The sequence below is a fragment of the Sorangium sp. So ce128 genome, from assembly GCF_051525245.1.
Lineage (GTDB): Bacteria > Myxococcota_A > Polyangia > Polyangiales > Polyangiaceae > Sorangium > Sorangium cellulosum_B.
The window spans coordinates 613,675-638,281 of the sequence record NZ_CP150313.1 but is presented as its reverse complement, the minus strand read 5'-3'; the positions used below and the strand labels follow the sequence as shown (position 1 = coordinate 638,281).

Sequence of the window (24,607 nt, the reverse complement as noted above, 5' to 3'; positions counted from 1 at the left end):
TCTACCACAGGGAGCGCGGCGCGAGATCGCCCGCCGGTCCGCTCGCCCCGGCGCGCGCAGCAGCGCCGCGTGGCGTTGACGTCAGCGCGCGAGCGCCGCGCCCCGGCGGCTCGCGCCGGAGAGCTCTGGCTCGCCGCCGTCAGGGCCTTTGAACCCGTGACGATAACGCGCCGGATAGGGGCAGTGTGGACCCCATCGTAAACACAATTTCTTTTGCTGTCTCTTCTAGAAGGATAGGAAGGATGGCCGACGGCCGGGCCCGGCAGTCACGACAGGCGCGCGCGCTCGCCAGCGCTGTGGCGAGCCCGCCTCTCGCGGCGCCGCCGCGCGCGCGGGCTCCCCTTGTCGCTGCGGCGCGCGGCGGCTAAGAGGTCTCCCCATGATGCGAGGCGCGCGCAGCGATATCACGAAGGCCGTCGGCGACACGCCGATCGTCAAGCTGAACCGGGTCACCGAGGGGCTCGAGAGCGACATCTATGTGAAGTGCGAGTACCTGAACCCGGGCGGCAGCCACAAGGATCGGGTCGCGCTGAACATGATCCGCGACGCCGAGGCGAACGGGCTCAAGCCCGGCGGGACGATCGTCGAGGCGACCAGCGGCAACACGGGCGCCGCGCTCGCGATGGTCGCGGCCATCCGGGGATACAAGTGCGTCTTCGTCATGCCGGACAAGATGTCGCAGGAGAAGATCGCGACGCTGCGCGCCTATGGCGCCCGCGTCGTGGTCTGTCCCACCGCCGTCGAGCCCGACGACCCGCGCAGCTACTACCAGGTGGCCAAGCGCATCGCCGACGAGACGCCGAACTGCTTCTACGCGAACCAGTACCACAACCCGTCGAACCCCGAGGCCCACGTCCGGTCCACCGGCCCCGAGATCTGGGCGCAGTGCGGCGACGAGCTCGACGTCTTCGTCGCCGGCATGGGGACAGGGGGCACCCTGAGCGGCATTGGCAAGTTCCTCAAAGAGAGGAAGCCAGAGATCAAGATGGTCGGCGTCGACCCGGTCGGCTCGCTCTATTACGATTACGTGAAGACCCAGCGGATCACGAAGCCGTTTGCCTACAAGGTCGAAGGGATCGGCGAGGATTTCTTCCCGAGCACGATGAACCTCAAGATCATCGACGAGATCATCCGGGTCGACGACAAGGAGTGCTTCCTCATGACGCGGGACCTCGTGCGGCTCGAGGGCCTCTTCGTGGGCGGCTCCGGGGGCGCGGCGGTGGCCGGAGCGATCAAGTATGCGCGGCAGAGCGGGAAGAAGGAGAACATCCTCGTTCTTTTGCCCGACGGCGCGTCCAAGTACATCTCGAAGATCTTCAATGACGACTGGATGCGAGAGAACGGCTTCCTCGAGGAGGACAAGGGCCTCGGGACGGTGCGCGACCTGCTCGCCGTCAAGCCCAGCGGGGCGGTGGTCACCGCCGACGCGAACGCCCGGGTCCGCGAGGTCATCGACATGATGAAATCGCACGGGATAAGCCAGCTCCCGGTGACCCAGGACGGCAAGCTGCGCGGGATGGTCCACGAGATCGACCTGCTCCGGCACCTCGTGACGGGGAGCGGCACGCTCGACTCGAGCATCGGCGGGCTCGTCGAGAGCGACTATGCGACCGTGACGCCCGCGACGAAGGTCGAGCTCTTGAAGGGCGTCCTGAGCGACGCGAAGATCGCGCTCGTCGTCGACAAGGAGACGGTGCTCGGCGTCGTGTCCAAGATCGACCTCATCGACTATCTTGCCCGCAAGGCGACGCCGGCCATCGGCTGAGCGCCCGAGCTCCGGCTGGAAAGGGACCATTGCGGTGACCTACGATCTCGACACGGTGCGGCGCGCGCTGCACGACCATATCGCGAAGGAGATCCTGCTGCGCAAGGCGCCGCTCGCCCTGGACGAGGATCTGTTCGCGGGCGGGTCCGGCTTCGACTCGATGTCGCTGACGCGGGTGCTCGTGTTCATCGAGCAGCGCTTCGGCGTGAAGATCCCGGACGAGGAGGTGGACCTCGACGCGGTGTCGACCGTGGACAGCATGGCGCGCTTCGTCGCCGGCCGCATCGCGGCCGCGCAGGGCTAGCGGGGAGCGGGTGGCCGGCACGTTCCGCCTGCGCGCCGAGGACCTGGCCGCGCGCGGCGACGCCGTCGCGCTCGCGTCGCGCGGCGCCGCGATGACCTACGCCGAGCTCGCGGCGCGCGCGGCGGCCGTGGGCGCGGCGCTCGGCGGGGCGGGCGTGCGCCCGGGCGACCGGGTGGCGCTGCTCTCGCTGGGCCGGGCGCACGACGAGCCGGTGGCGCTCGCCGGGGTGCTCACGGCCGGCGCCGTGGCGGTCCCGCTCGACGCGACCGCGCCGCCGGCGCGGCTCGGGCGGATCGCGCGGGCCCGGGGGTGCCGGGCGCTCGTGCTCGACGCCGCGGCCGCGGGCCTCGCGGACGGCATCGACGCCGAGCTCCGCGAGGGCCTGCCGCGCGTGGAGCTCGACGCCGAGGGGCGCACGCTGCGCGGAGCCGCGCGCGCCGGCGCGGACGGCGACGACGGGACGAGCGACGGCGGCGCCCGCGACGACCGCGCGCAGGACATCGCGTGCATCCTGCACACCTCGGGCAGCACGGGCGAGCCGAAGCCGGTCCCCATCACGTGGGCGGGGCTCGATGCGTTCACGGCCTTCTGCATCGACCTCGTCGGGCTCACGCCGGCGGATCGGGTCCTCCGCGTGGCCGAGCTCGTCTTCGATCTCGCCTGGTTCGACCACCTCGCGACGTTCCGCGCGGGCGCGACGCTCGCGACGATGGCGCGGCGTGACCTCGCCTCGGGCCGCGCGCTCCGCGACGCGGTGAGCGCGCTCGCGCCGACGGTCATCTACGGCGTGCCGTCGATGTTCATGAAGCTCGTCGCGGCGCTCCCCGCGGCGGACGCGGGCGCGCCGGCGCCGGCTTTCGCGCTCTCGCCCGTGCGCGCCATCCTCTTCGCCGGCGAGGTCTTCCCGCCGCGCGAGCTCGCGGCCCTGGCGGCGCGGGCGCCCGGCGCGGCGCTCTACAACCTCTACGGCCCGACCGAGACGAACGTCTGCACGTTCCACCGGGTCGACCGCGCGGCGCTCGACGGGGCGAGCGAGGTCCCGATCGGCGTCGCGTGCCCCTACGCCGACTGCGCGCTGCGCGCGCTGGACGCGGGCGGCGAGAGCGGCCAGGTCATCGAGGGCCCCGGGACGGGCGAGCTCGTGGTCTCGGGGCCGACGACCGTGGACGGCGGCCCGTACCGGACCCGCGACCGGGTGGAGCGCAAGGCCGACGGGCTCTTCTATTTCCGCGGCCGCATCGACCGGATGGTGAAGATCCGGGGTTATCGGGTCGAGCCGGGCGAGGTCGAGGCCGCGCTGGCGTCGCACCCCGCCGTGCGCCAGGCCGCTGTGATCGCCGTGGAGGACGCGCGCCTCGGCAAGACGCTGCGCGGCTTCGTCGCCCTCGCAGGGGACGCGGACGATCGCTCGCTCAGGCTGTACCTAGCGGAGCGGCTGCCCCCGTACATGGTCCCGGACACGATCGTCGCGATGGACGAGCTGCCGCGGACCTCGACGGGGAAGATCGATTATCGCGCGCTCCCCGGGTGAGCGCGCTCGGGTGGTCATCGAGGTGCCGTTCCACTCACCTCCGTTGAGCTTTATGCCATGGAGCTTCACGCCCTCGCCCCCATCGCGCCGCGGAGCACGCCGCGTCGCTGGGATTGCGGCGGTGACAGGCGCGCCCGTCACCGCCGCGCGTCGCATCAATGCGCCCCGATCTTGGCGCCCGCGCTCGCGCGGGCCGACGCCGACGCCTTGAAGCTCGGCTTGGGGATCGAGATCTTCGGCGCCTTGATCTGCACGTTCACGCTCGGCGGCGTCACGCGGACGCTCGGCGCCTTGACGTGCACGTTGGCCTTCGCGTTGGCCCTGGCAGCGGCGCCGGCCCCCGCGTGGACGTGGACCTTCGGGTCGATGTCGGCCTTCGCCTTCAGGTCGGCGTTCGCGAGCGCGTGGACGCGCGCGTCCCAGTCGGTCTTCACGCGCACCTTCACGCGCGGGGCGCGCGCGTGGACGGCGAACGCCGCCCCGGCCCGGTAGCCGCACAGGGCCACCGCCGAGCGACCCGCGTTCCGCACCGCGATGGTCAGCTTCAGCGGATCGGCGGCGAGCGCGAGCTTGCCGGTCAGGTACGCCCCCGCGGCCACCCCCGCCGCCGCGGTCGCGGCCACGTCCGCGGTCGCGACCGCCGGAGCGAGGACGACCACCTGCGGCGCCTCGGCCACCACGCCGAGCGTGATCTTGCGCTCGCCGAGGTCGATGGGCTTCAGGTCGGCGTCGAGCACATAGACGCGGACCTCGCCGGTCACCTCGTCGACCAGGAGCTCGAGGCGGTCGTCGCCCACGATCTCGATGCGCCCGCCGTGCGGGCCGAGCTTGCCCTCCGGCAGCCCGAGCTCCGCCGACGCCTTGGCGTTGGCGAAGAGCTCGGCGGTGCCGCCGGCGGGCACGTGCAGCGTCCCGTTCCACGGCTTGCCGGCGACGTTGAGCGTGTAGCCGATCTCGGTGAGATCCGCCTCCAGCTTGGGGCCGGCGGCGACCAGGAGGCCGGTCTTCGCGTCGAGCGTGAGCGGCACGCTCTTCTCCCCGGAAGCGTCCTTCCACACCAGCGTGCCGCTGACGTCCTCGCGGATCGGCTTGCCGTCCGGACCCGTGACCGCGGCCTTGACGTTCCCGTCGGCAGCGACATTGAAGGCGGCCTTGCCGCTCTCGTGCTCCTCGACGTAAGCGCCTTCGCCGATCGCCGATTCGGCGGTGGCGGTCACCTCGACCGTCGCGTTCGCCTCAGCCGGCTGCTCGCCCTTGCCGCAAGCAGCCGCGGCGGCGATCAGCAGCAGGGCGAGCACTCCGGAAACCTTGGTGATCTTCATGAAATCCTCCTCTGTGCCAGCGAACCCCCGGCGCGAGCCGCGACTTCGCTTGAGCCGAGACGCCGAGGGTTGAACCTCCCCGGGCGCGCCGGCTGCGGAGCCCATCATACGCCGAGATGCCCTGGAAGGCGCGGACGAGCACGAATATCGGTAGGAATCAAAAGATCCAGGGAAACAGAGGTAGGACAATGGCACTCACGGCCGCCAAGCGGCCGTGTCGTGCCTACCGGCGATTCGTTCAGGCACCGAGCCGTGCGTCCACGTTGAGCGCGATGATCGATGATCGATCGCCGATGATGGGTGGCCGCCCGCGCCTCCGCGCCGTGTTCAGGGGCTCTCGGCGCCCTGCTCCGGGCCCTCGCCCACGATCTGCGGGCACTTGCGCGCCACCGCATCACACTCCGGAGGAGCCGTCTCGAGCGAGCTCAGCGCCGAGTCGCACGTGAGCGCCCGGACCCGCTGCGTCTGGGCGAGCAAGCAGACCTCGTACTCGGCCACCGTGGCGGAGCAGCCGGCGCGGTGCTCGGTCGGAGGCATGCAATCCGCTGCGTGGTCGTCCTGCTCCGCGGCCGCCTCGTCGGCCGTGGAGAGGCACTCGTCCTTCACCGTGCCGCACGGCTGCCCGACGGCGGGAGACGCGACGAGGCCCAGGTACTCACAGGCATCTTCCTTGGAGAGCTTCACCCTCGCCGCGAGCGAATCGCAGGCGGATTGGACGTCATCGGCCGTCAGATCCCTGAGCTGCTTGGAGCTCACGGCGCTGTCCGTCGGGGCGGAATCTGCACCTTCGCCGCCGCACGCAGCGAGGAACAGGACGGTCAACAAGGCCCCGAGATGAGTCGAATGCTTCATTCGTTGGTTCCCTTTCTAAGTGCGGCCGCCAGCGCGGGCCGTGAGGGCACCGGGAGCAAACCGTGTACCGCGAGCTCAGCTGTGCACGATGGGATCGCACGGCACGGTCGAAGCTCGATGAAACGGGACAACGACATCGGAGATGTCGAATCCACCAAGCGGGGAAAGCAGACGATCCCCGGCGGTCCGCTCGCCGCGAGAGACCGAGACGTCCCCGCCCGAGCGCCGCGCGGCTGGGCTCGCCTCGACATCGCGTCTCGACATGCGGCGACGACCGCGGCGGCAGAGCGCGCCTCCGCAGAGTCCCGGGTTCACCGTGTCTCGCGCGGCGCTGGCGTCCAGAGGGTGCCCGCGCGCCGGCGCTCCCTCCGTGCACGCGCCGCGCGGCCGCGCGGCGCGACGACGGCACGGCGCGGCGCGAGGGCGCCTCGAGGCGCGCCGCGCCTCCGCCCCGGCGCGAGCCTCGATAGCCACGCTCCGCTGGCTCATGTGTAGTCGCCTGTCGGTGCGGCAGCCCCGCCGCGCGGCGTTCGTGCGATGAGCTGGCCTCCACACAGACCTGTTGTATGGTCGGCCGCGCCGTGACATCATCGCGCGCCGTCGGGTGGATGTACTCAGCTCCAGCGTGGATGTCGGGAAGCCGCTTTTGACCTACCACCTGGGGCGAATCCAGGCCCGTGCCAAGGGTGCGTCGGTCCCTCGATGATCACGACGCCGAGCTCGGGACAGGCCAGGCACCCTCCGGATGTCCCGGTGTCCATCGGGCCGTGGCGGGTGCTCGCGCCGCTCGGCCGCGGCGGGATGGGGGTCGTCTACCGCGCTCAGCACGGCGTCACGGGCGCGCTCGCGGCGCTGAAGACCGTCTGCGTGGGCGACGAGAGCCTCGTCTCCAGCATCCGCCGCGAGATCCACGCGCTCCGGGGCGTCGACCACCCGGGCGTCGTGCGGGTGCTCGACGAGGGGGTCCAGGGCGGGATCCCGTGGTACGCGATGGAGCTGATCGAGGGGCGCACGCTCCGCGATCACAACCAGGAGCGCTGGCGCGCCCGCGGGAGCGTGAGCAGCGAGCCAACCGTGAGCGTCTCCACGGCCATGAACGCGCAGGCCAGCACCGCGACGGCGGAGATCGCGCCCGCCTCGATCATCCCGCGCTCGTACCAGCCCTTCGCGCCGCGCCCGTTCCACCGCGCGGCGGGCGGCGCGCTCCGCCAGGCGCTGACGCTCCTCCGCGCGATCTGCCGGCCGCTCGCGTACGTCCACGGCCGGGGCCTCGTCCACCGCGATCTCAAGCCGGACAACGTGTTCATCCGCCCGGACGGCACGCCGGTGCTCTTCGACTTCGGCCTCGCTTTCCAGTTCGAGGGGCACACCGGGCGCGACGTGCTGCAGGCGGGCGGCAGGCTGATGGGGAGCCCCGACTACATGTCCCCCGAGCAGATCCGCGGCGACCTCGTCGACGCGCGCGCGGACCTCTACGCGCTCGGCTGCATGATCTACGAGGCCGTGACCGGGGGCGTCCCGTTCCTCGGCGACTCGAGCGCCGTCGTGCTGTCCATGCACCTCTACGCCGAGCCGCTCCCGGCCTCGGAGCTCGTCGCCGACGTGCCTCCCGCGCTCGACGCCCTCATCGCGCGGCTCCTGAAGAAGCGCCCCGAGGACCGGCTCGGCTACGCCGACGAGGTCGCGACCGCCCTCGCCGAGCTCGGCGCGGCCGACACGCCGCCGCACGACTGGAGCGGCGCGGCGCGCGCGCGCGTGCGCGTGCCGAATGCGCAGCCGTACCTGTACCGGCCGCGCCTCGCCGGGCGCGGGGAGGCGCTGCAGCGGATCACCGCGGCGCTCGAGCGCGCCCACGAGCGGCGCCAGGGCAGCCTCGTCGTCGTCGGCGGCGAGAGCGGCGTGGGCAAGACGCGCCTCGCCGTCGAGGCGGCGCACCAGGCGGCGCTCAACCGCATGGCCGTGGTCACGGGCGCGTGCGCGGCCGTGTCCGCCGAGGTCGAGCGCGAGGGCGCGGTCAAGGCCGCGCCGCTGCACCCGTTCCGCCCGCTGCTGCTCGCGGTGGCCGACCGGTGCAACGAGCTCGGCCCCGCGGGCTACGACGCGCTGCTCGGTCCGCGCGGCAGGGTCCTCGCGCCGCACGAGCCGTCGCTCGCCCAGCTCCACGGCCACGACCGCTACCCCGAGCCGCCCGAGCTGCCGCCGGACGCGGCCCGCTACCGGCTGCGGACCGCGCTCGCCGACACGCTCGCCGCGTTCGCCGCGACGCGGCCCGTCCTGCTCGTGCTCGACGACCTCCAGTGGGCCGACGAGAACTCGCGCGCCGTCCTCGAGCACCTCGACGCCGACTACTTCGCGGCCCATCCCGTCGTCCTCCTGTGCGCGTACCGGACCGAGGAGACGTCGCCCGCGCTCTCCTCGCTCCTCGGCGCCCCCTGGGCCTCGCGGCTCGAGCTCGGGCGGCTCGACCGCGGCTCGGTCGGGCGGATGGTGCGCGACATGCTCGCCCTGGACGAGCCGCCGGAGGCGTTCGTGCAGTACCTCTTCGAGCAGTCGGAGGGGAACCCGTTCTTCATCGCCGAGTACCTCCGGGCCGCGATCCAGGAGCGGGTGATCTACCGGGACGAGGCCTACGCGTGGCGGATCCGCGCGGGCGCCGAGAGCACCGCCGCAGAGCGGCTCGCCCGCGCCGCGCGCGGGAGCCAGCCGCCCGCGCCGCTGCCGCTGCCGGGCTCGCTGCGCGAGCTCGTGGCGCGCCGGCTGTCGGGGCTGAGCCACGAGGCGCTCGCGCTCGCGCGGCTCGCCTCGGTGCTGGGCCGCGAGCTCGAGGAGCGCCTGCTGCTCGGCGCCGCGGGCCTCGCCGAGGTCGACGCCATGGACGCGCTCGCGGAGCTCGCCCGCCGCCACGTGCTCGAGGAGACGGAGCCGGGGCGGCTCGGCTTCGTGCACGACAAGCTGCGGGAGATCGTCTACGCGGGCATCCCCGAGGCGGAGCGGCGGGCCCTGCACGCGGCCGCGGCGCGCGCGATCGAGGGGCGCCACCGCGACGCGCCGGGCCTCGCGCTGTCGTACCCGCTCCTCGCCCACCACTATGGAATCGCGGGCGCCGTCCAGAAGACGCTGGAGTACCTCGACAAGGCGGGCGCCCAGGCCCTCGCGACGGGCGCCTCCGGCGACGCGGTGGATTTTTACAAGAGGGCGCTCGACCTCGACGGCGCGCACCCGCCGGAGGAGCGCGCGCCGCCGATCCGGCGCGCGCGCTGGGAGCGGCGGCTCGGCCAGGCCCACTACAACCTCGGCGATCTGCTCGGCGCGGAGCGGCACTGCGCGGCGGCGCTGGAGCTGCTCTCCCGGGACGAGGCCGCGTGGCTCCGCGCGGGGGAGCGCGCGACGAGCGGCCGCGCGGGCCTCGGGGAGCGGCTGCGCCCGGCGATGGCCTCGCTGAAGCAGCTCGGCCTGCAGCTCGCGCACGTCGCTGGCCTGCCGGCCCCGGTCGCGAGCGACGCGGCCGAGCGCGAGCGCCTCGCCGAGGCGTCGCTCGCGGCGGAGAAGCTGTCGGAGACCTACCTGTTCCGCAACGAGCCGACGCTCGCCTTCCTGGCCGCGCTGGCGGCGACCAACGCCGCGGCGCGGCTCGGCCCGTCGCTCGCGCTCGCGCGCGGGTACGCGACCCTGAGCGTCGCGTTCGGGTACGTCCCGTGGAAGGCCGTCGTCGACGCGTACGCCGCGCGCGCGACGGCGGTCGCCGCGGCGCTCGACGACCCGCAAGGCGTCGCGTTCGTCTCGTGCCTGCGCGGGCTGACGGCGCTCGGCGAGGGCCGGTGCCGCGACGCGCGGGCGCTGCTCACCCAGGCCGAGCGGCTGGCCGAGGCGCTGCACGACCGCCGCCGCAAGGAGGAGTGCATCACGCTGCTCGCCGGCGCGGCGTACTCCGAGGGCCGCTGGAGGGAGGCGCTCGACCTGTACGGCGCGCTGGTGATCGCGTCGCGCGAGAGCGACAACGCGCAGGGCCACATCTGGGCGGAGAGCGGCCGCGCGCAGTGCCGGCTGCTGCTCGGCGACGGCGAGGGCGCGATCGCCATCTTCGACGCGCTGTCGGCCGAGGTGCAGCGGCTCGGCGACCGCACGCAGCAGATCACGCACGGCCAGGTCGCGCTGGGGCACCTGCTCCGCGGCGCGCAGGGCGAGGCCCGCGCGGCCGCCGAGCGGACGCTCCCCATGCTCCGCGAGGGACAGCCGGCGGGCTACCACTGCCTGTACGGGTATGCCGCGACGTGCGAGGTGCTGCTCGCGCTGCTCGAGGACGCCCCTGGCTCGGCGGAGCGGCGCGAGCTCTCGCACCTCTCCGCGGAGGCATGCCGCGCGCTCGGCCGGTACGCGCGCATCTTCCCCCTCGGCCGCTCGACCTCGCTCCGCCTGCGCGGCCTCGCCGCCTGGCTCGCCGGCGGCCACGCGCGTGCGAGGCGGCTCTGGGCCGCGGCGATCGACGACGCCCTGCAGCGCGGCCTGCCCGTCGAGGAGGCGCGCGCCCGCTTCGAGCTCGCGCGGCACCTCCCGCGCCGCGATCCGGAGCGCGAGCGCCAGCTCGCGCGCGCCGCCGCGGTCTTCTCCGCGCTCGATCTCCAGTACTGGCGCGACCGGGTAGCCCGGCTGCGCGAGCGCTAGGACCTCGCGTCCCGGACGAAGAACACAAGAAAAGAGCGCCCATTCGACGGCGGGGGGGAAGCCGTCACGGGCGCTCTGCCCTTCAGCTTTAGTACGACTTTAGCAGGACACGGGCCAGGGCCCGACCTTGCTCGATTCATGGAGTTGACCTTAAGGATGCTCCTGACGTCTTTCGAACCTGAGATTCTCGATTGCAGGTCTGAACACGATGAATGCGCGGGGACGCGGATCGATCTCCTCTGTCTGGAGCGGACGCCACTCGGGCGCGCCTGGCGCGGATGACCGCTTTGGACCGTGGTCACAGCCACAGATCGGGGCCGTTCACCGCAGCACGCACGGCGCGATGACAACCGCTGAATCCCCCCTCTCACGAGCGCGTCTAGCATCGCGTCCGATCGCGAGTCGGAGCGTTCCCGTCGCGCCGCTCATCGAGGCAGACCGAGCAGCAGAGAGAGAGAGGCTCGCCCCCGGCGCTCACCCGCCCTCACGTGGGGCGTAGAGGCCATCCGCCAGGAACTCCGGAATAATCCATGTGCCTAGAACACGTGACCTACCGCCGAGACGGAGCGAGAGAGGGCCGAGACGTCAGGCGATCACTGACGTTATCCGTTGGACAATGTACCGGCCGAGGGTATACACCGACGATCATTGACGGCATGTTCCCAACACACCGGCAAAACACACAGGGAATCCATGCATTATCTCCGGCGCCCGTGCCCTGGACGACGAATTTCCGCGTCGACTGGGGGACGATAAGGCCTCATAAAGGAAGGCGAACAGGCGTCACCGCGCATCTCTCGGAGGATCGGAAAGTTCTACACGGTAGAGAGCCACCATCCATCACCGACGCAGGCGCCCCAAGCAAACAGGGTGAGCCACGTCCATAATCGCCAGTGACCGCGCGAAGCCAGGGCGACACACCGGCGACAAGCACGTTCAACGTGCGGCACTCGACATCGTGAAACCTACTCAACACATCTCCTCTCGACCGCCCTACCTGCCCGCTGCCGCACCGGCATCGGAGCGGACTCCCTACCAGCCGATCTCGGCGATCGTCGGCTCATCGCACTATCGCGCCCTGTCGGACGACGCGTTGAAAGACGAGGACAACGCCGCGTGGGTGCTCGGCCTCGCGCCCGACGTGAAGCGGGCGTGGCTCGATCGCATCCGCTGGATCCGGATCGTCGATCGCCTCGCCGAGAACGAGCGCATCGAGCCCCACGCGCGGCGATTCAGCCGCTTCATGGTGGCGTGGAGGCGCGTCCGTTCCTGCGGCTTCGTCGATCCGTGCTGCCCCTTCGCGCGCGAGCTCTCTGCCATCCACGCGCTGTGGCTCCGCCGCCCCGCGCTCGATCGTCCCGACCTGGACGAGATGCAACCGCGCTCGCTCGCCGCCTGGGACGCCTACTTGCTCGCCCTCGCCGACTACCACGCGCCCAGCCTGCTCATCCGCACCCTGAAGGAGCACGACACGATGCTGGTGCGGCTGTCAGGCCATATCTTTCAGCTGGTTCCGTTCCTGACGAAGGAGCACTGGGACGCTGCCGGGGAGTTCGGCCGGCTCGATCAGTTCTTCAACAACCTGAGGGACATGCAGGAGGACGCCGATCGCGGCATCTGCTACCTGCCCGAGGAGGAGCTCGCGCGCCACGGGGTCACGCGCGCTCAGGTGATCTCCGGACGGTGCGTCGACACGCCCGGATACCAGGCCCTGATGCGGTACTGGCTCGATGAGGTCATGCCAGCGCTCTACGCGCGGGCGGCGCCGTTCATCGAGGCGCGCGGCCTCCACCCCTCGCTCCAGATCATGAGGGAGTGGAGCCTGCGCCGTTATGCCCGCATCACACGGGTGTTCCGCGCGACCGGCTTCGATCACCGCCGGTTCCCCGCGCGGTACTGGGCCGAGGTGCGGCGCGACCTCGCCGAGCGGCGGCAGCTCCTCCGCGCTCACCCCGTGTAACGCCTTACCGTCGAGAGGAGCGCGTCCGGCTCGAACGGCTTGCCGAGCCACGCGTCCGCGCCGACCTCGGCCGCCCGCCGGTGCGCGTCCGCCGCGGCGGTGAGCACGACGATGGGCGCCTGACGCCCGTGCCGGACCTCGAGCTCGCGCGCGAACTCCGGGCCGTTCATCACCGGCATCTTCATGTCGAGCAGGATGAGATCCGGCAGGTCGTGCTCCAGCTTGGCCAGCGCCTCGCGGCCGTTGCACGCGATCTTGACCCGGTAGCCGTCCTCCTGGAGCACGAGGGAGACGAGCGCCACGAGATCCGCGTCGTCCTCCACGAGGAGCACCGTCTTTGCGTGTCTGTCGCTCATCGTCGATCGGCCGCGGGGGCCTCGCTGCTGAGTGGAAGGGTGAAATAAAACGTGCTGCCGCTGTCCTCCTCGCTCTCGAACCAGATACGGCCGCCGTGACGGGTGATCATGTCCTTCGCAAGGAACAGCCCTATTCCCATGCCGCCGTAGTCGTGTCGGGTGTCCGTGTGCGCGCGGAAGAAGCGCTCGAAGATCCGCTCCTGCCTGTGGGCGGGGATGCCGACGCCCTGGTCGCGCACGGACACGACCGCCTCGAAGCGCGGCGCCGCGCCGTGCCGCTGCGAGAAGAGCGCGGCGTCGCAGGAGGACGGCGGCGACGACGCCGGCGCGCGCTCGGCGACGGCGACGGTCACGTCGACGTCGCCGCCGTCGGGCGAGTACTTCACCGCGTTGTCGAGGAGGCTCGCGAGCACCTGGCGCAGCCGCTCCGGATCGGCGCGCACGACGGGCGGCCGCTCGGCGTCGAGCGACAGCCGCACCCGGTGGCGGCTCGCCGACTTCGCGACGCGATCGACCGACTCCTGCACGAGCTCCTTCAGATCGACGTCCTCCTCGGAGACCTGGAGCACGTCGAGCGTGACCTGCGAGATGGCCAGGAGATCGTCGACGATGCGGTTGATCCTGTCCGCGCCGCGGTCGATGGCCTCCAGCATCTTGCGGCGCGGCGCCGGCAGATCGTTCGTGTTGCGCAGGAGCGCGAGCGCGTATCCCTTCATGATCGCGACCGGCGTCTTGAGCTCGTGCGCGCCGACCCGGATGAACTGATCCTTGACCAGATCGAGCTCCATGAGCTCCGTCACGTCGCGGGCGACCGCGACCGCGCCGAGGACCGCCCCGCCCTCGCTGCGGATCGGCGCCGCGCTGGTCCGCAGGAAGACGTCGCGGCCCGCGCGGCCGTCCGCGAGCACCTGCTCTTCCTGCACGATGGTCTCGCCGGCGAGCGCCCGCACCATGGGCAGCTCGTCGCGCGTGAAGGCGCGGCCGTCGCTGTGGCGCACCCGGCCGAGGTCCATCACCTCCTCGATCATCCGGCCGGCCTGCTCCGAGCGGCCCGAGAGGCCGAGCAGCCTGAGCCCCGAGGCGTTGATCATCGTCAGCCGGCCCTGGCGGTCGCACGCGAACACCCCCTCGACGAGGTTGTCCAGCACGGCCCCGAGCTGCGCCGCGCGCTGCGCCGCGTCCTGCAGCAGGCGCTCGCGCTCCGCCAGGTAGCTCCGCGTGCGCCGGGACGACTCCTCCAGGCGATCGACCATCGCGTTGACGCCGCCCGCCAGCGCGCCGATCTCGTCCTTGAAATAGATCGGGATCCGCTCCAGCCGGTCGACCTCGCCGCGCTGGACGATCTTCTGGATGACCGCGGCGACCTGCTGGAGCGGGCCCGCGAGGGCGCCGGCGAGGAAGCCCGCGCAGACGGGCGCCCAGGTGACCGCGACCATCGAGAAGATCGCCAGGGTGAGCTTCAGGCCGGGCTTGGCCGGCCCCGCCGTCTCGCCGAGCACCATCGCCGCCATCCAGCTCGTCGGCGCGATGGCGAGGCAGGCACCGAGGATCACGAGGCGGACGGCGAGCGAGTAACCCTTGCCGGGCATGGAGAGGCCGCGCTCGCGCGCGATGAGCGAGATCACGCCGGCGGCGGGGGCGAGCAGGCGGCCGAGGATGCTGTAGGCGAGCGGCAGCGCGGCCGCGAACAGGGCCAGCGCGAACAGGGCCAGCGCGACGCCGCGCTGGACGCCGAGGGGGCTCTGGTCCGGCGCGATGAAGTAGAGCGCCATCGTGACCGGCAGGTACAGGAGCCCCCACGACACGGCCCAGACCGTCGCGAACGCGAGCGGGGTGTCGTAGGCGGCGTTCGCCGCGGCGAGGACGACCTCCTCCGGGGGCGCCGCGCCGCCGCTGCTCGTGTCCTCGACGCCCGCGCCGCTCTGGAGGCGATGGGCCACGGCGTACTGCCGCAGGCGCTCGATCGGGCGCAGCATGTGGACGAGAAGCGCGATCAGCCCCCCCGTCTTGACGAGGTACATGAGCCCGATCAGCCCGAGTAGCCGCGCCTGGACCGCCGAGTCCACGACGCCGAGGAGGCGCAGGTGAGCGACCGGGACAAGCAGGCTGTACGGCAGCTCGATGCCGAATGCATAGGCCACGACCCGAGGCGTGAACGACAGAGTCCGCGACCTCCCCGGATTCCAGATTCTAGCCCAGGCGGCTCGGCTGATGGCCACGTCCGTCACCCCCCTTGTTGAAGCATGGCCGCGGGGTTCGCGCCTCTGGAGCCCCTCCGCGCCAAGTTGATGAGTCAGGTCGCCAGGCAGCTTTGCTATGAAACCAACGAGCGAGTTGTCGACCGTTTTGCGCAGCGGCTCGTGTCGATTCGATCGACTCCCACTCACACGTTCCGTCCGCGCGCGGGCGTTCTGCGATTTTCCTGATCAGCTCAGGGACTGCCTTATGGCGTTCCTGGCAATCAGGAAAAGGATGGTGAGCACGTGGCGCGCGCGCAGGCCGCTCGCCTCACCGCGGTAGACGGGACGCACGCTGACCTCGCAGACGCGGAGCCGGCGAGCCGCGAGGGCGGCGAGCAAGTCGTTCGGATAGCCGTAGCGGGGCCAGAGGCCGTCGAGGTCGAGCGCGTCGATCGCGCGGGCCGAGATGGCGGTGTACCCGCACTGGCTGTCGGAGAGGGCGTCGAGCCCCGCCGCGCGGCGGGTGAGCGCGGCGAGCGCCGCCGTCGCGGCGAGCCGCTGGAGAGGCATGACGCGCCACACGTCGGGGTGGCGCAGCCGATCGCCCTTCACGTAATCGGCTTCGCCCGAGGCGATCGGGGCGACGACGCGCGGGAGATCGCGCGGATCCATCTGCCCGTCGCCGGCCATCACCGCGACGGCCGAGGCGCCGAGGGCGCGAGCGCGCCGGTAGCCAGCGACGATCGCCGCGCCGACGCCGCGGCACTCCGGGTGGACGAGCACCTCGAGGCGCTCGTCCCCGATCGCGCGCGCCATCTCGGCCGTGCCATCTCGACTGGCATCGTCCACGACGATCACGTGGTCGACGAAGGCGGGGACCGACGCCGCCGCCTCGGAGATCCATCGCGCCTCGTCCCGCGCGGGGATGACCACTGCGACGCGCGCACCGTGGAGCACGCGGATTCCTAGCGGAGCGAGCGGTCTCCGGCAACGCGATCGACGCCGCGACAACACGCTCGGCGCCGCGCCGCGGGCCGTGCGCGCCGGACGTATTACCTGCCAGCGCTCTTGCGGAGCTCGGCGTAGGAGCCGCCAGGCGTGGCCGTCTCGACGGGCAGCCCGGCCGGCCCCCACCCCGGCTCGGTGATCGCGCCGAACGCGTCGCGCGGCCCCTCGAAGCCGGCGCGTTGCTCGATGACGGCCGTGTAGCCGGCCGACACCATGGCCTCGGCCGCGCGCATCGAGCGCTGTCCGGACTTGCAGCCAACGATGATCTTCGCGTCTCTGGGATAGAGGGCGCCGACCACATCGAGGAAGTCGGGGTTCTGCTTCATGCCGCCGGCGCCGGCGTGCATGAGCGGGACGTTGTGCGCGCCGCTCGGGTGCCCGGCCGCATACTCGGGCTCGCTCCGGACGTCGAGGTAGAGATACCCCTCCTCGTCGATGAGCTTCTTGGCCTGCTGGGGGGATACACGCTTGATGTCCGCCATGGGGCGCAGTCTACCCCCGGCGCGGCGCGCTCGTCAGAACGTATGAATGAAGAGCCCGCTGCGGAGCTTCGGCTCGAACCACGTGCTCTTCGGCGGCATGAGCAGCCCAGCGTCGCTCACCGCGAAGAGCTCGTCGATCTGCGTGGGATAGAGGTGGATCGCCATCGTGAACGCGCCCGAGTCGACGCGTCGCTCGAGCTCGGCGACGCCGCGGATGCCGCCGACGAAATCGACGTGCTTGTCCCGGCGGGGGTCGCTGACGCCGAAGATCGGGCCGAGGATCTGGTCCTGGCAGATGGAGCAGTCGAGCGAGGCCACCGGGTCTTTCGCGTCGAACGACCCCGGGCGGACCCTGGCGGTGTACCAGCGGCCGCCAAGGTAGAGCCCGAAGGCCCGCGGCTCGGCCGGGGTGGCGGCCGCGCCGTCCCTCGCCGGCGCGACGTCGAGCCGCTCGCCGAGGGCTGCGAGCAGCGCCTCCGCGCTGCGGCCGGCGAGGTCCCGCACGACGCGGTTGTACGGCATGATGTTCATCTGGTCGTGCGGGAAGACCACGGCCAGGAAGACGTCGTGCTCGCCGCCGTCGCCGCGCAGCTTCCTGTGGACGCGCGCCGCCGCGGCGCTGCGGTGGTGGCCATCGGCGACGTAGAGCGTCGGGATCGCCTGGAAGCGCTCCTCGAGGTCGGCGGTCGCCGCGCGGCCGAGGACCCAGAGCTTGTGCGCGACGCCGTCGGCGGTCGTGAAATCGTAGATGGGCGGCGACTGCAAGGCCTCCGCGACGGCGCGGTCGATGCCCGCGTCGGCGCGGTACGTGAGGAACACCGGCTCGTCGTGGGCGCCGAGCTCCTCGATGTGGCGGGTGCGGTCGTCCTCCTTGTCGGGGCGCGTCTTCTCGTGCTTCTTGATGACGTCCTGCTCGTACTCGGCGACCGCGGCGCAGCCCACGACGCCGATCTGCCGGTGATCACCCATCCTCTGGGCGTAGAGGTAGAGGTGCGGCTCCGGGTCCTGCGCGAGGTCGCCGCTCGCGATGAGATCGGCGAGGTTCTGCGCGCCGCGGGCGTAGACGGCGTCGTCGTGCTCGTCCGTCCCCTCGGGCAGGTCGATCTCGGGGCGGGAGACGCGGAGGAAGCTGTGCAGGCCTCCCGCCGCGAGGATGCGCGCCTCGGCGGTGGAGATGACGTCGTACGGCGGGCTCGCGACGCGAGCCGCCTGGGCCTGGGGGGGTCGGTAAGCGCGGAAAGGTCGGACGGTAGCCACGGGGAGCGACTAGCCCAGCGGCCTGGGCGCGTCGAGGCGGCTCGCGCGGCGGGAGCCGCTGCGACGGGGCGGGCAGACCGCGCGGCCCTCGTCGCCGGCGCGGAGCCCTCGGCACCGGCACGGAGCCCCGGCGACGGCGGCGCTCATGGCCGCGCGCGGCGCGTGCTAGGAGGGACTCGCGCCGCGAGCCGCTCGCATCCGCTCGCCGCCGCACCACCCCGCCCGCGCACCACCGCGCGCCGCACGAAGAGGAACCTTGTCCAGCTCCGGTGAGTCCTACCCTCCGCCGCGCTATTCGACCCTCCCGCCCGGCTCGGCGGACGACGATCTCCCTCTGCCGGGCGAGATCACCTCGTTCTCCAGCTCGAGATCCCGCCGCGTGATCGCCGTGGGGGGCGGCCGCGGGGGCGTCGGCAAGGCGACGCTCGCGGTCAACCTGGGGGTGTACTTCGCGCAGCTCGGGCGCGACGTGATCATCATCGACACCGACGCTTACAGCCCGGGGCTGCACGCCGCGCTGGGGATCGAGGCGCCGCCGCTCGTCACGCGCGAGGACATCGAGGAGGGCAAGGCCGAGCCGATCGCGACCACGGTGCCCGGGCTCCGGCTCGTCCCGACCGCGTACGACCCGATGACGGCCACGCCGCTCCGGCCGAGCCGCGCCGCCTACTGGATGAAGATGATCCAGGAGCTCGACGTCGACTACGTGATCGTCAGCCTCGGCGCGGCGACCGGCTCCTCGACGCTCGACCTCTTCCTGCACGCCGACGTCGGCATCTGCGCCACCACGCCCGAGCCGCTCGCGGTCGAGCACTCCTACCGCTTCTGCCGCGCGCTCTACCAGCGCACCTTGCGCCGGGCGCTCATGAAGGAGCGCTTCAAGATCCGGCTCGTGGAGAAGGTGGCCGCGTCGCTCCCGGCGCTCGCGACGCCGCGCGACTTCATCATGGAGGTGAAGCGGTTCGACGAGGGGGTCGCGTCGCTCGCGGCCGCGCAGCTGCCGCGGGTGAAGCCGCACCTCGTGGTCAGCCAGACCCGGCACCGCTCGGACCTGGAGCTCGGCCCCGCGATGAGCGCCGTCTCGGAGCGCTTCCTCGGCATCTCCCTCGACTACCTCGGCCACATCGAGCACGACGACGCGGTGTGGCTGACCGCGCGCCGGCGCCAGCCGCTCCTCATCGACAGCCCGACGTCGAAGAGCGCGCGCAACCTCGAGCGCGTGGCCCGGCGCATCCTCGCGCTGCTCGCCGCGCGCGACTCCCGCCCGGCCGAGGCGCACGCCCGCGCCCTCGCCGCCGCCTCGAAGAGCGCCGCGCCGCCGACGCTCTACGAGGCGCTCGGCCTCGCGCGGACGGCCGCTGACGACGAGATCCGGCGCGCCTACAAGCGCCAGCGCGACACCTACCGGGAGGGGAGCCTGCCCGTGGTCAGCGTGCTGAGCCCCGCGGTGCTCCAGAAGGAGCAGGCGCGCATCGAGGAGGCGCACGACACCCTCCTCGATCCGGTGCGCCGCCGCGCGTACGATCTCTCGACCTACCCGGACGATCCGCGCACGCAGCTCGGCCCGGTGCGCGCCGAGAACGCCGCCGCCGCGGCCGAGCTGGCCATGCTCCAGGCCGAGCTCGCGCGCGAGATCAACGCCGAGACGCAGTTCAGCGGCGCGCTGCTCCGCAAGGTGCGCGAGTCGCAGGGGGTCGAGCTCACCGACATCTCGCAGCGGACCAAGATCTCGCTGGCGCACCTCCAGGCGATCGAGAACGAGGCGATAGGCGACCTGCCAGCGACCGTCTACGTACAGGGATTCATTCAGGAAATTGCCAAGTACCTGCGGCTCGATCCGGCGCAGGTGGCGAAGACCTACATGCGTCGCCTGCGCGAGATCTCTGCCGGCTCGCGCGCCAAGCCGCATGGCTGAGGCGGCGCGCGGAAGCGACGGGACGGCGCGGATCGGAGGCGGGCGCGGCACGTGCGGCACGTGCAGCACGTCAGAGCGCGCCGGCGGGGATCTCGCGTTCTCGGCGCTCGCGTTCGCGCTCGCGCTGCTGCCGCGGCTCTACGTGGCGATCGCGTGGGCGCGCGAGCCCGTGTGGGACGGCCACTACTACGATTTCGGCGCGCGCCGCATCGCCGCCGGGCTCGGCTACTCGGACGATCTCATCGTCGGGGGCCAGGCGGTATGGCACCCGTGGTGCCATTATCCGGTCGGCTACAGCGGGTTCCTCGCCCTCGTCTACCGGCTGTTCGGCGCCGGGCCGCACGCGGCGACCGTCGCGAACGCGGTGACCGGCGCGCTGCTCGTCGTCGTGGTCCACCGCCTCGCCCGGTACGCGACAACGCCGGCGCGCGCCCGCGTGGCGGCGCTCCTCGCGGCGCTCTCGCCGGGGCTCATCGTCTATGCGGCGCTCGTCATGACGGAGCCGCTCGCGGCGCTCGGCCTGGTGACGGCGCCCTGGCTGCTCGCGCGCGACGCCGCGCGCGGTCGCCCGGCCCGCGGCGCCGTCCTCGCGGGCGTGGCGCTCGGGCTCTCGGCGCTGGTGCGGCCCCAGAGCCTGCTCTGCGCGCCGGCGCTCGCGCTGCTGGCCATGCGCGGCCCGGAGGCGTCCGCATCCGGAGGAGCGGCGGCGACAGCGTCTGGAGGGGCGGCCGCGTGGAAACGCGGCGCGCTCGCGGCGGCGCTCGCGGCCGCGACGGCCCTCGCGGTGGTGGCGCCGTGGACGATCCGCAACTGCCGCGTGATGGACGGCTGCGCGCTCGTCTCGACGAACGGCGGCTGGAACCTCGCCATCGGCGCGTTCCCGCGCGCGACGGGCCGCTTCGAGACGCTGCGCGCGGGCGACGGCTGCCCGATCGCGCGCGGCCAGGTGGCGCAGGACCACTGCTGGATGGCCGCGGGGCTTCAGTGGATCAAGGATGATCCAGGTCGCTGGCTGGCCCTGATCCCGAGGAAGCTGGGCTTCACCTTCGATCACGAGTCGTTCCCGATCGGCTATCTCGGCGAGGCGAACCCTGCGGCGTGGCCCGAGGAGCGGCGCGCGGCGGGGCGTCGCGTGCTCACGGCGTCGCACCTCGGCCTGCTGTCCGCCGCGGCGCTCGGGGTCGTGGCGATGCCGCGGCGGAGGCCGCGGCGGGAGCTCGTCGCGCAGCTCCTTGCGCTCGCGGCGGTGCTCGGGCTGGTCGCGCTCGGGGTGTTTGGCGACGAGCACGCGTTCTGGCCGCTCGCGGTGGCGATCCCGCTGATCGCCGCGCTGCCGCTGCCGGGCCGGCCCGCGAACGGGGGTGTCGTCGGCTACCTGGCGTTCGCGGTCGCGTCGGTGGCGCTGACGCACGCCGTGTTCTTCGGCGAGGACCGGTATCACATGGTCGTGACGCCGGCGCTGTGCATCCTCGCCGCGTGCGCGCTGCGGCGAGGGGAGGCGGCTGGGGAGCCGGCGGGTGAATCGATGACGTGACGCAGGCGGCGCCCGGAGACGCTGGAGGCGACCCGTCAGGGCTTTGACGGCGCCCCGCTCGGGCCGCCTGCTTTCTCTTTCTCCAACGCTTCCTGGTCCATCACCAGGCCGATCTCGATCCGCCGGTTCTTCGCCCGCCCCTCCGCCGTGACGTTCGTTGCCGCTGGCGCGAACTCCCCGTAGCCAGCCGCGGACAGGCTCCCGGGCGCCATGCCCTCCGCGATCAGCGCCTGGACCACCGCCACCGCGCGGGCCGACGACAGCTCCCAGCTCGACGGGGAGCGCGCGCCCTTCGCCTTCTTGCTCTTCGCGTCGCGGCCGTCGTCGGTGTGCCCGGCGACCTGGAACCTGTGCTCCGGCATCGTCCGGAGCACCGCGGCGATCTCGGCCAGCACCGCGCGCCCCTCGCGCTGGATCTCGGCCTTCCCCGCGGCGAACAGCGCGTCGCTCGGCACCTCGATCACGAGCTGCCCGGCGCGGAGCGCGACACGGATTTTCCCCGCGGAGGCCGCGCCCTTCAGCCGGTCCACGGCGTCGCGGATCCCGGCCGCCCGCGCCTCCGCCGCCGCCTGCTTCCGGCGCAGATCGTCGAGCTTGGCCCGCGTCTCCGCGAGCTCCACCGACAGGCTGCCCCGCTCCCCGGCGAGCTGCCCCACGCTCTGCCCGGCGCTCCGGAGCCGCGCCGACAGCTCCTGGTTCATGGCGGCGAGCTCGTCGAGCCGCCGCGCGAGCCCTGCCTCGGCCGTCGTCGCCTCGGACAGCCTGAGATCGCGCGCCCGGAGGTCGTCCGAAAGGCGCGCCAGCTCCTCCTCGATGGCGGCGACCTGCGCGGACCGCTGCGCGGCCTCGGCGCGCGCGCTCTGGGCCTCGGCCCGCGCCCTGTCACCCGCGTCGCGCTCTCTCCGGATCTCCGCGCGCGCCTCGTCGTACAGCCCCTGCCGGACGAGGCAGCCCGGCGTCGCCAGCCCGAGCAGGCCGGCCGCGAGGAGCCGCGCCGCCGCAGGCGAGCGCCGCGAGAGCCACGTCGGGATCCTGCCGGCCGTCGTCGTGTCTTTCATGCGTCGCGCGCACTCTGGCACGAAACCACGGGCGCGACGAAATCGTGGCAAACGTTCCCCGCGCGCCGCCGCGCGAGCGGTCGCGAGCCGTCCCACAGCGCGCGATCCCCTGGTACCCTCGGCGGCGTGATGTCTCGGCGAGCTTGGTTGTCCGTGGGCGCCCTCGCGGCGACGACGCTGGTCGGCAGCGCCGCGGCGGCGTTCCCGCACGTCGTCCGCGAGGGCGAGACGCTCGCGCAGATCGCGGAGCGCACCTACGGGCGCGTGCAGATGGAGCAGGTGCTCGTCGCCGCCAACGCGCTCGACGCGGGCGCCGGCGTGCCGATCATGCCCGGCCTGCGGCTGGAGGTGCCCGCGCTGGGCCACCACCGCGTCACCGCGGGCGAGACCTGGGCGATCCTCGCGGAGCGGCTGCTCGGCACCGCCGACCGGAGCGACGTCCTCGCGCTCTCGAACGACACGTGGCCCTGGCTCGAGCCGACCGATGGGCAGGAGATCATCGTGCCGTACAACCTGCGGTACGTCGTCGGCCAGCACGACACCTTGCTCACCATCGCCTATCGCTTCCTGGGCAAGCGGGACCACGCGTGGATGCTCGACAAGTACAACCACCTCAAGCAGGACCCGCTGCGCCGCGGCATGGTGATCCTCGTCCCGCTCACGGATCTGCCGCTCACGGCCCAGGGCAAGGCCGAGGCCGCGAGCTCCGGCGCGCTGGTGCGCTCCGAGGGGGCCGGCCGCGCGCGCGACGCCCAGCGCCGGGTCGACGCCGAGCTGCCGCAGCTCGCCGGCGACGTGCGGAGCGGCCGCTACATCGACGCCGTGGCGCGGGCGAGCCGCCTGCTCGGCTACGGCGATCTCGCCCGGGTGCAGATCGCCACGGTGCAGCGGCACCTGCTCGAGGCCTACGTCGCGCTCGACGCCACCGGGCTCGCCGAGACCGCGTGCGCCGCGTGGCGCGAGGCCGACCCCGCCGCGCGGCTCGATCCCATCGAGCTCAGCCCCAAGATCGTGCGCGCCTGCACCTCGTCGACGGAGCTGCACCTCAGGGCGCCTTCGCCGGACCCCGCGCCGCCGATCCCCGCGGACGCGGGCGGTGGGCGGTGACCTCGCAGCAGCCCGCGCCCGATCGCCTGCCCGCCGGGCACGGCGTCGCGTCGCGGTACACCGTCGAGTCCGTCATCGGCGAGGGGGCCTCCGGCGTCGTCTACCGCGCCACCCGCGACGAGGACGGCCAGCGCGTCGCGCTGAAGGTGATCCACAGGCACCTCTCGGGCACGCCCCAGATCTTCAGGCGCTATCACCGGGAGGCCGCCATCCTGGAGCGCGTCGAGGGCCCTCACGTCGTCCGGATGCTCGACTTCGTCGAGGAGGGCGGGCTCCTCGTGATCGCGCTGGAGCACATCGACGGCAGCTCGCTCGAGGAGCTCCTGCGGGACCACGCGCCGATCGAGATCGACCTGGCGATCGAGATCGCCCTGCAGATCTGCGCCGCGCTGGAGACCGCGCACGCGGCGGGCGTGGTGCACCGCGATCTCAAGCCGGCCAACGTGCTCATCGAGCGCCCGCACGGGCACGCGGGCGCCGCGCCGTCCCCCTTCGCCGGCCGCGTCCGCGTGGTCGATTTCGGGCTCGCCAAGGTGGTGCACGGCGAGCAGCAGACGACCGGGCTCACCGAGAAGGACATGATCTTCGGGACGCCGGAGTACATGGCGCCGGAGCAGGTGCGCGGGGAGGACGTCGACCCGCGCAGCGACATCTACGCGCTCGGCTGCATCCTCTACGAGATGGCGGTCGGCGCCGTGCCGTTCAGCAAGCGGACGCCCATCGCCGTGATGACGGCGCAGATCGCCGAGCAGCCGCTGCCGCCGCGCGCCAGCGAGCGCTCCGGGCTCATCTCGGCCGGCCTGGAGGCCGTCATCCTGAGGGCCCTCGCCAAGAGCCCTTCCGAGCGGCACCCGAGCGCCAGGGCATTCGCCGACGCCCTGCGCGCCTGCCGGGAAGAACGGCGCGTCGTGCACCACACCCCCGCGAGCCTCGCGGACGCCGTCTCGATCACCGATCTCGCGCTCGAGCGGACCGGCCTGGATTACGCCGCGCCCCTCCAGGACGGCGCTTCCGCCCCGGGCGTCGGCCATGTTGGCCACGTCGGCCATCCGGTCACGCGTCCGGAGAGCGCGGTGGCGAGCGCGGTGAGGAGGGCGCTGCCGGAACGCACGGCCGCGGTGGTCCGCGAGACGCCCGCTGGCCCTGCTCCGACGGCGGGCGGCACATCGCGTGAGCTCATCCTCTGGACCGTGGTGGCCATTCTCTGCGCGGCCGCCGGCATCGTGGTCGGCACGCTGTTCGGGGCGCGCTAGCACGCCGCAGGAACGCAGCTGGGACGTGCCTGGCGCGCCGCCATCGGGGGGCTGCGGCTAT

Annotated in this window: 17 protein-coding genes; 9 read left to right on the top strand and 8 right to left on the bottom strand. The window is 72.7% G+C overall.

The window, feature by feature from the left end; genetic code table 11:
• The first annotated feature begins 379 nt into the window (after positions 1-379).
• From WME82_RS02550 to WME82_RS02540, 3 genes are read left to right on the top strand one after another with little or no spacing between them, the layout of a single operon-like run.
• Entirely contained in the window at positions 380-1,765 is a 1,386-nt protein-coding gene (locus WME82_RS02550; RefSeq protein WP_437861801.1) for a cystathionine beta-synthase, read from the top strand.
• Positions 1,766-1,799: 34 nt separating this feature from the next.
• Entirely contained in the window at positions 1,800-2,069 is a 270-nt protein-coding gene (locus tag WME82_RS02545) for an acyl carrier protein (protein WP_012233072.1), read from the top strand.
• A gap of 10 nt (positions 2,070-2,079) precedes the next feature.
• The gene (locus tag WME82_RS02540; RefSeq protein WP_438041524.1) at positions 2,080-3,600 is read left to right on the top strand and encodes an AMP-binding protein; all 1,521 of its coding nucleotides are present in this window, start codon (positions 2,080-2,082) and stop codon (positions 3,598-3,600) included.
• 155 nt (positions 3,601-3,755) lie between these two features.
• On the opposite strand, the gene WME82_RS02535 is transcribed toward WME82_RS02540, so the two are convergent.
• Positions 3,756-4,922, bottom strand: coding sequence for a hypothetical protein (locus WME82_RS02535; RefSeq protein WP_437743948.1), 1,167 nt, complete (start codon positions 4,920-4,922; stop codon positions 3,756-3,758).
• A 327-nt stretch (positions 4,923-5,249) separates the two neighbouring features.
• On the bottom strand, positions 5,250-5,774 hold the full coding sequence (locus tag WME82_RS02530; RefSeq protein WP_438041523.1) for a hypothetical protein: 525 nt from the start codon (positions 5,772-5,774) through the stop codon (positions 5,250-5,252).
• Positions 5,775-6,527: 753 nt separating this feature from the next.
• Here WME82_RS02530 and WME82_RS02525 point away from each other — a divergent pair.
• Both WME82_RS02525 and WME82_RS02520 read left to right on the top strand, forming a co-directional pair.
• Positions 6,528-10,436 carry a serine/threonine-protein kinase gene (locus WME82_RS02525; RefSeq protein ID WP_438041522.1) on the top strand — a complete coding sequence of 1,303 codons (3,909 nt, stop codon included), beginning with the start codon at positions 6,528-6,530 and terminating at the stop codon, positions 10,434-10,436.
• Between the two features lie 958 nt (positions 10,437-11,394).
• Positions 11,395-12,396, top strand: a complete 1,002-nt coding sequence (locus WME82_RS02520; protein WP_437861725.1) for a squalene/phytoene synthase family protein — start codon at positions 11,395-11,397, stop codon at positions 12,394-12,396.
• On the opposite strand, the gene WME82_RS02515 is transcribed toward WME82_RS02520, so the two are convergent.
• The 5 genes from WME82_RS02515 to WME82_RS02495 form a co-directional block, all read right to left on the bottom strand.
• The gene (locus tag WME82_RS02515; protein WP_012233064.1) at positions 12,384-12,752 is read right to left on the bottom strand and encodes a response regulator; all 369 of its coding nucleotides are present in this window, start codon (positions 12,750-12,752) and stop codon (positions 12,384-12,386) included. The genes WME82_RS02520 and WME82_RS02515 overlap by 13 nt on opposite strands.
• Entirely contained in the window at positions 12,749-14,893 is a 2,145-nt protein-coding gene (locus WME82_RS02510; protein WP_438041521.1) for a HAMP domain-containing sensor histidine kinase, read from the bottom strand. Before WME82_RS02510 ends, WME82_RS02515 begins: the two co-directional genes overlap by 4 nt.
• A gap of 285 nt (positions 14,894-15,178) precedes the next feature.
• Positions 15,179-15,889, bottom strand: coding sequence for a glycosyltransferase family 2 protein (locus WME82_RS02505; protein ID WP_437743943.1), 711 nt, complete (start codon positions 15,887-15,889; stop codon positions 15,179-15,181).
• Positions 15,890-15,984: 95 nt separating this feature from the next.
• On the bottom strand, positions 15,985-16,422 hold the full coding sequence (locus WME82_RS02500; protein WP_437743942.1) for a rhodanese-like domain-containing protein: 438 nt from the start codon (positions 16,420-16,422) through the stop codon (positions 15,985-15,987).
• A 33-nt stretch (positions 16,423-16,455) separates the two neighbouring features.
• Positions 16,456-17,679 carry a DUF1015 domain-containing protein gene (locus tag WME82_RS02495; RefSeq protein WP_438041520.1) on the bottom strand — a complete coding sequence of 408 codons (1,224 nt, stop codon included), beginning with the start codon at positions 17,677-17,679 and terminating at the stop codon, positions 16,456-16,458.
• Between the two features lie 256 nt (positions 17,680-17,935).
• On the opposite strand from WME82_RS02495, the gene WME82_RS02490 reads away from it, so the two are divergent.
• Both WME82_RS02490 and WME82_RS02485 read left to right on the top strand, forming a co-directional pair.
• On the top strand, positions 17,936-19,594 hold the full coding sequence (locus WME82_RS02490; protein WP_437743940.1) for a helix-turn-helix domain-containing protein: 1,659 nt from the start codon (positions 17,936-17,938) through the stop codon (positions 19,592-19,594).
• Complete coding sequence (locus tag WME82_RS02485) at positions 19,587-21,128, top strand: ArnT family glycosyltransferase (protein WP_438041519.1); 1,542 nt, start codon at positions 19,587-19,589, stop codon at positions 21,126-21,128. Before WME82_RS02490 ends, WME82_RS02485 begins: the two co-directional genes overlap by 8 nt.
• A gap of 35 nt (positions 21,129-21,163) precedes the next feature.
• Here WME82_RS02485 and WME82_RS02480 read toward each other — a convergent pair whose 3' ends face one another.
• Complete coding sequence (locus WME82_RS02480; protein ID WP_438041518.1) at positions 21,164-22,186, bottom strand: OmpA family protein; 1,023 nt, start codon at positions 22,184-22,186, stop codon at positions 21,164-21,166.
• Positions 22,187-22,339: 153 nt separating this feature from the next.
• Between WME82_RS02480 and WME82_RS02475 the strand changes: the two genes are divergently transcribed.
• Together WME82_RS02475 and WME82_RS02470 are read left to right on the top strand one after the other, a co-directional pair.
• A complete protein-coding gene (locus WME82_RS02475; protein WP_437715344.1) occupies positions 22,340-23,293 on the top strand; it encodes a LysM peptidoglycan-binding domain-containing protein in 954 nt (317 codons plus the stop codon).
• Positions 23,290-24,546, top strand: coding sequence for a serine/threonine-protein kinase (locus WME82_RS02470; protein WP_438041517.1), 1,257 nt, complete (start codon positions 23,290-23,292; stop codon positions 24,544-24,546). Before WME82_RS02475 ends, WME82_RS02470 begins: the two co-directional genes overlap by 4 nt.
• The last annotated feature ends 61 nt before the right edge of the window (positions 24,547-24,607 follow it).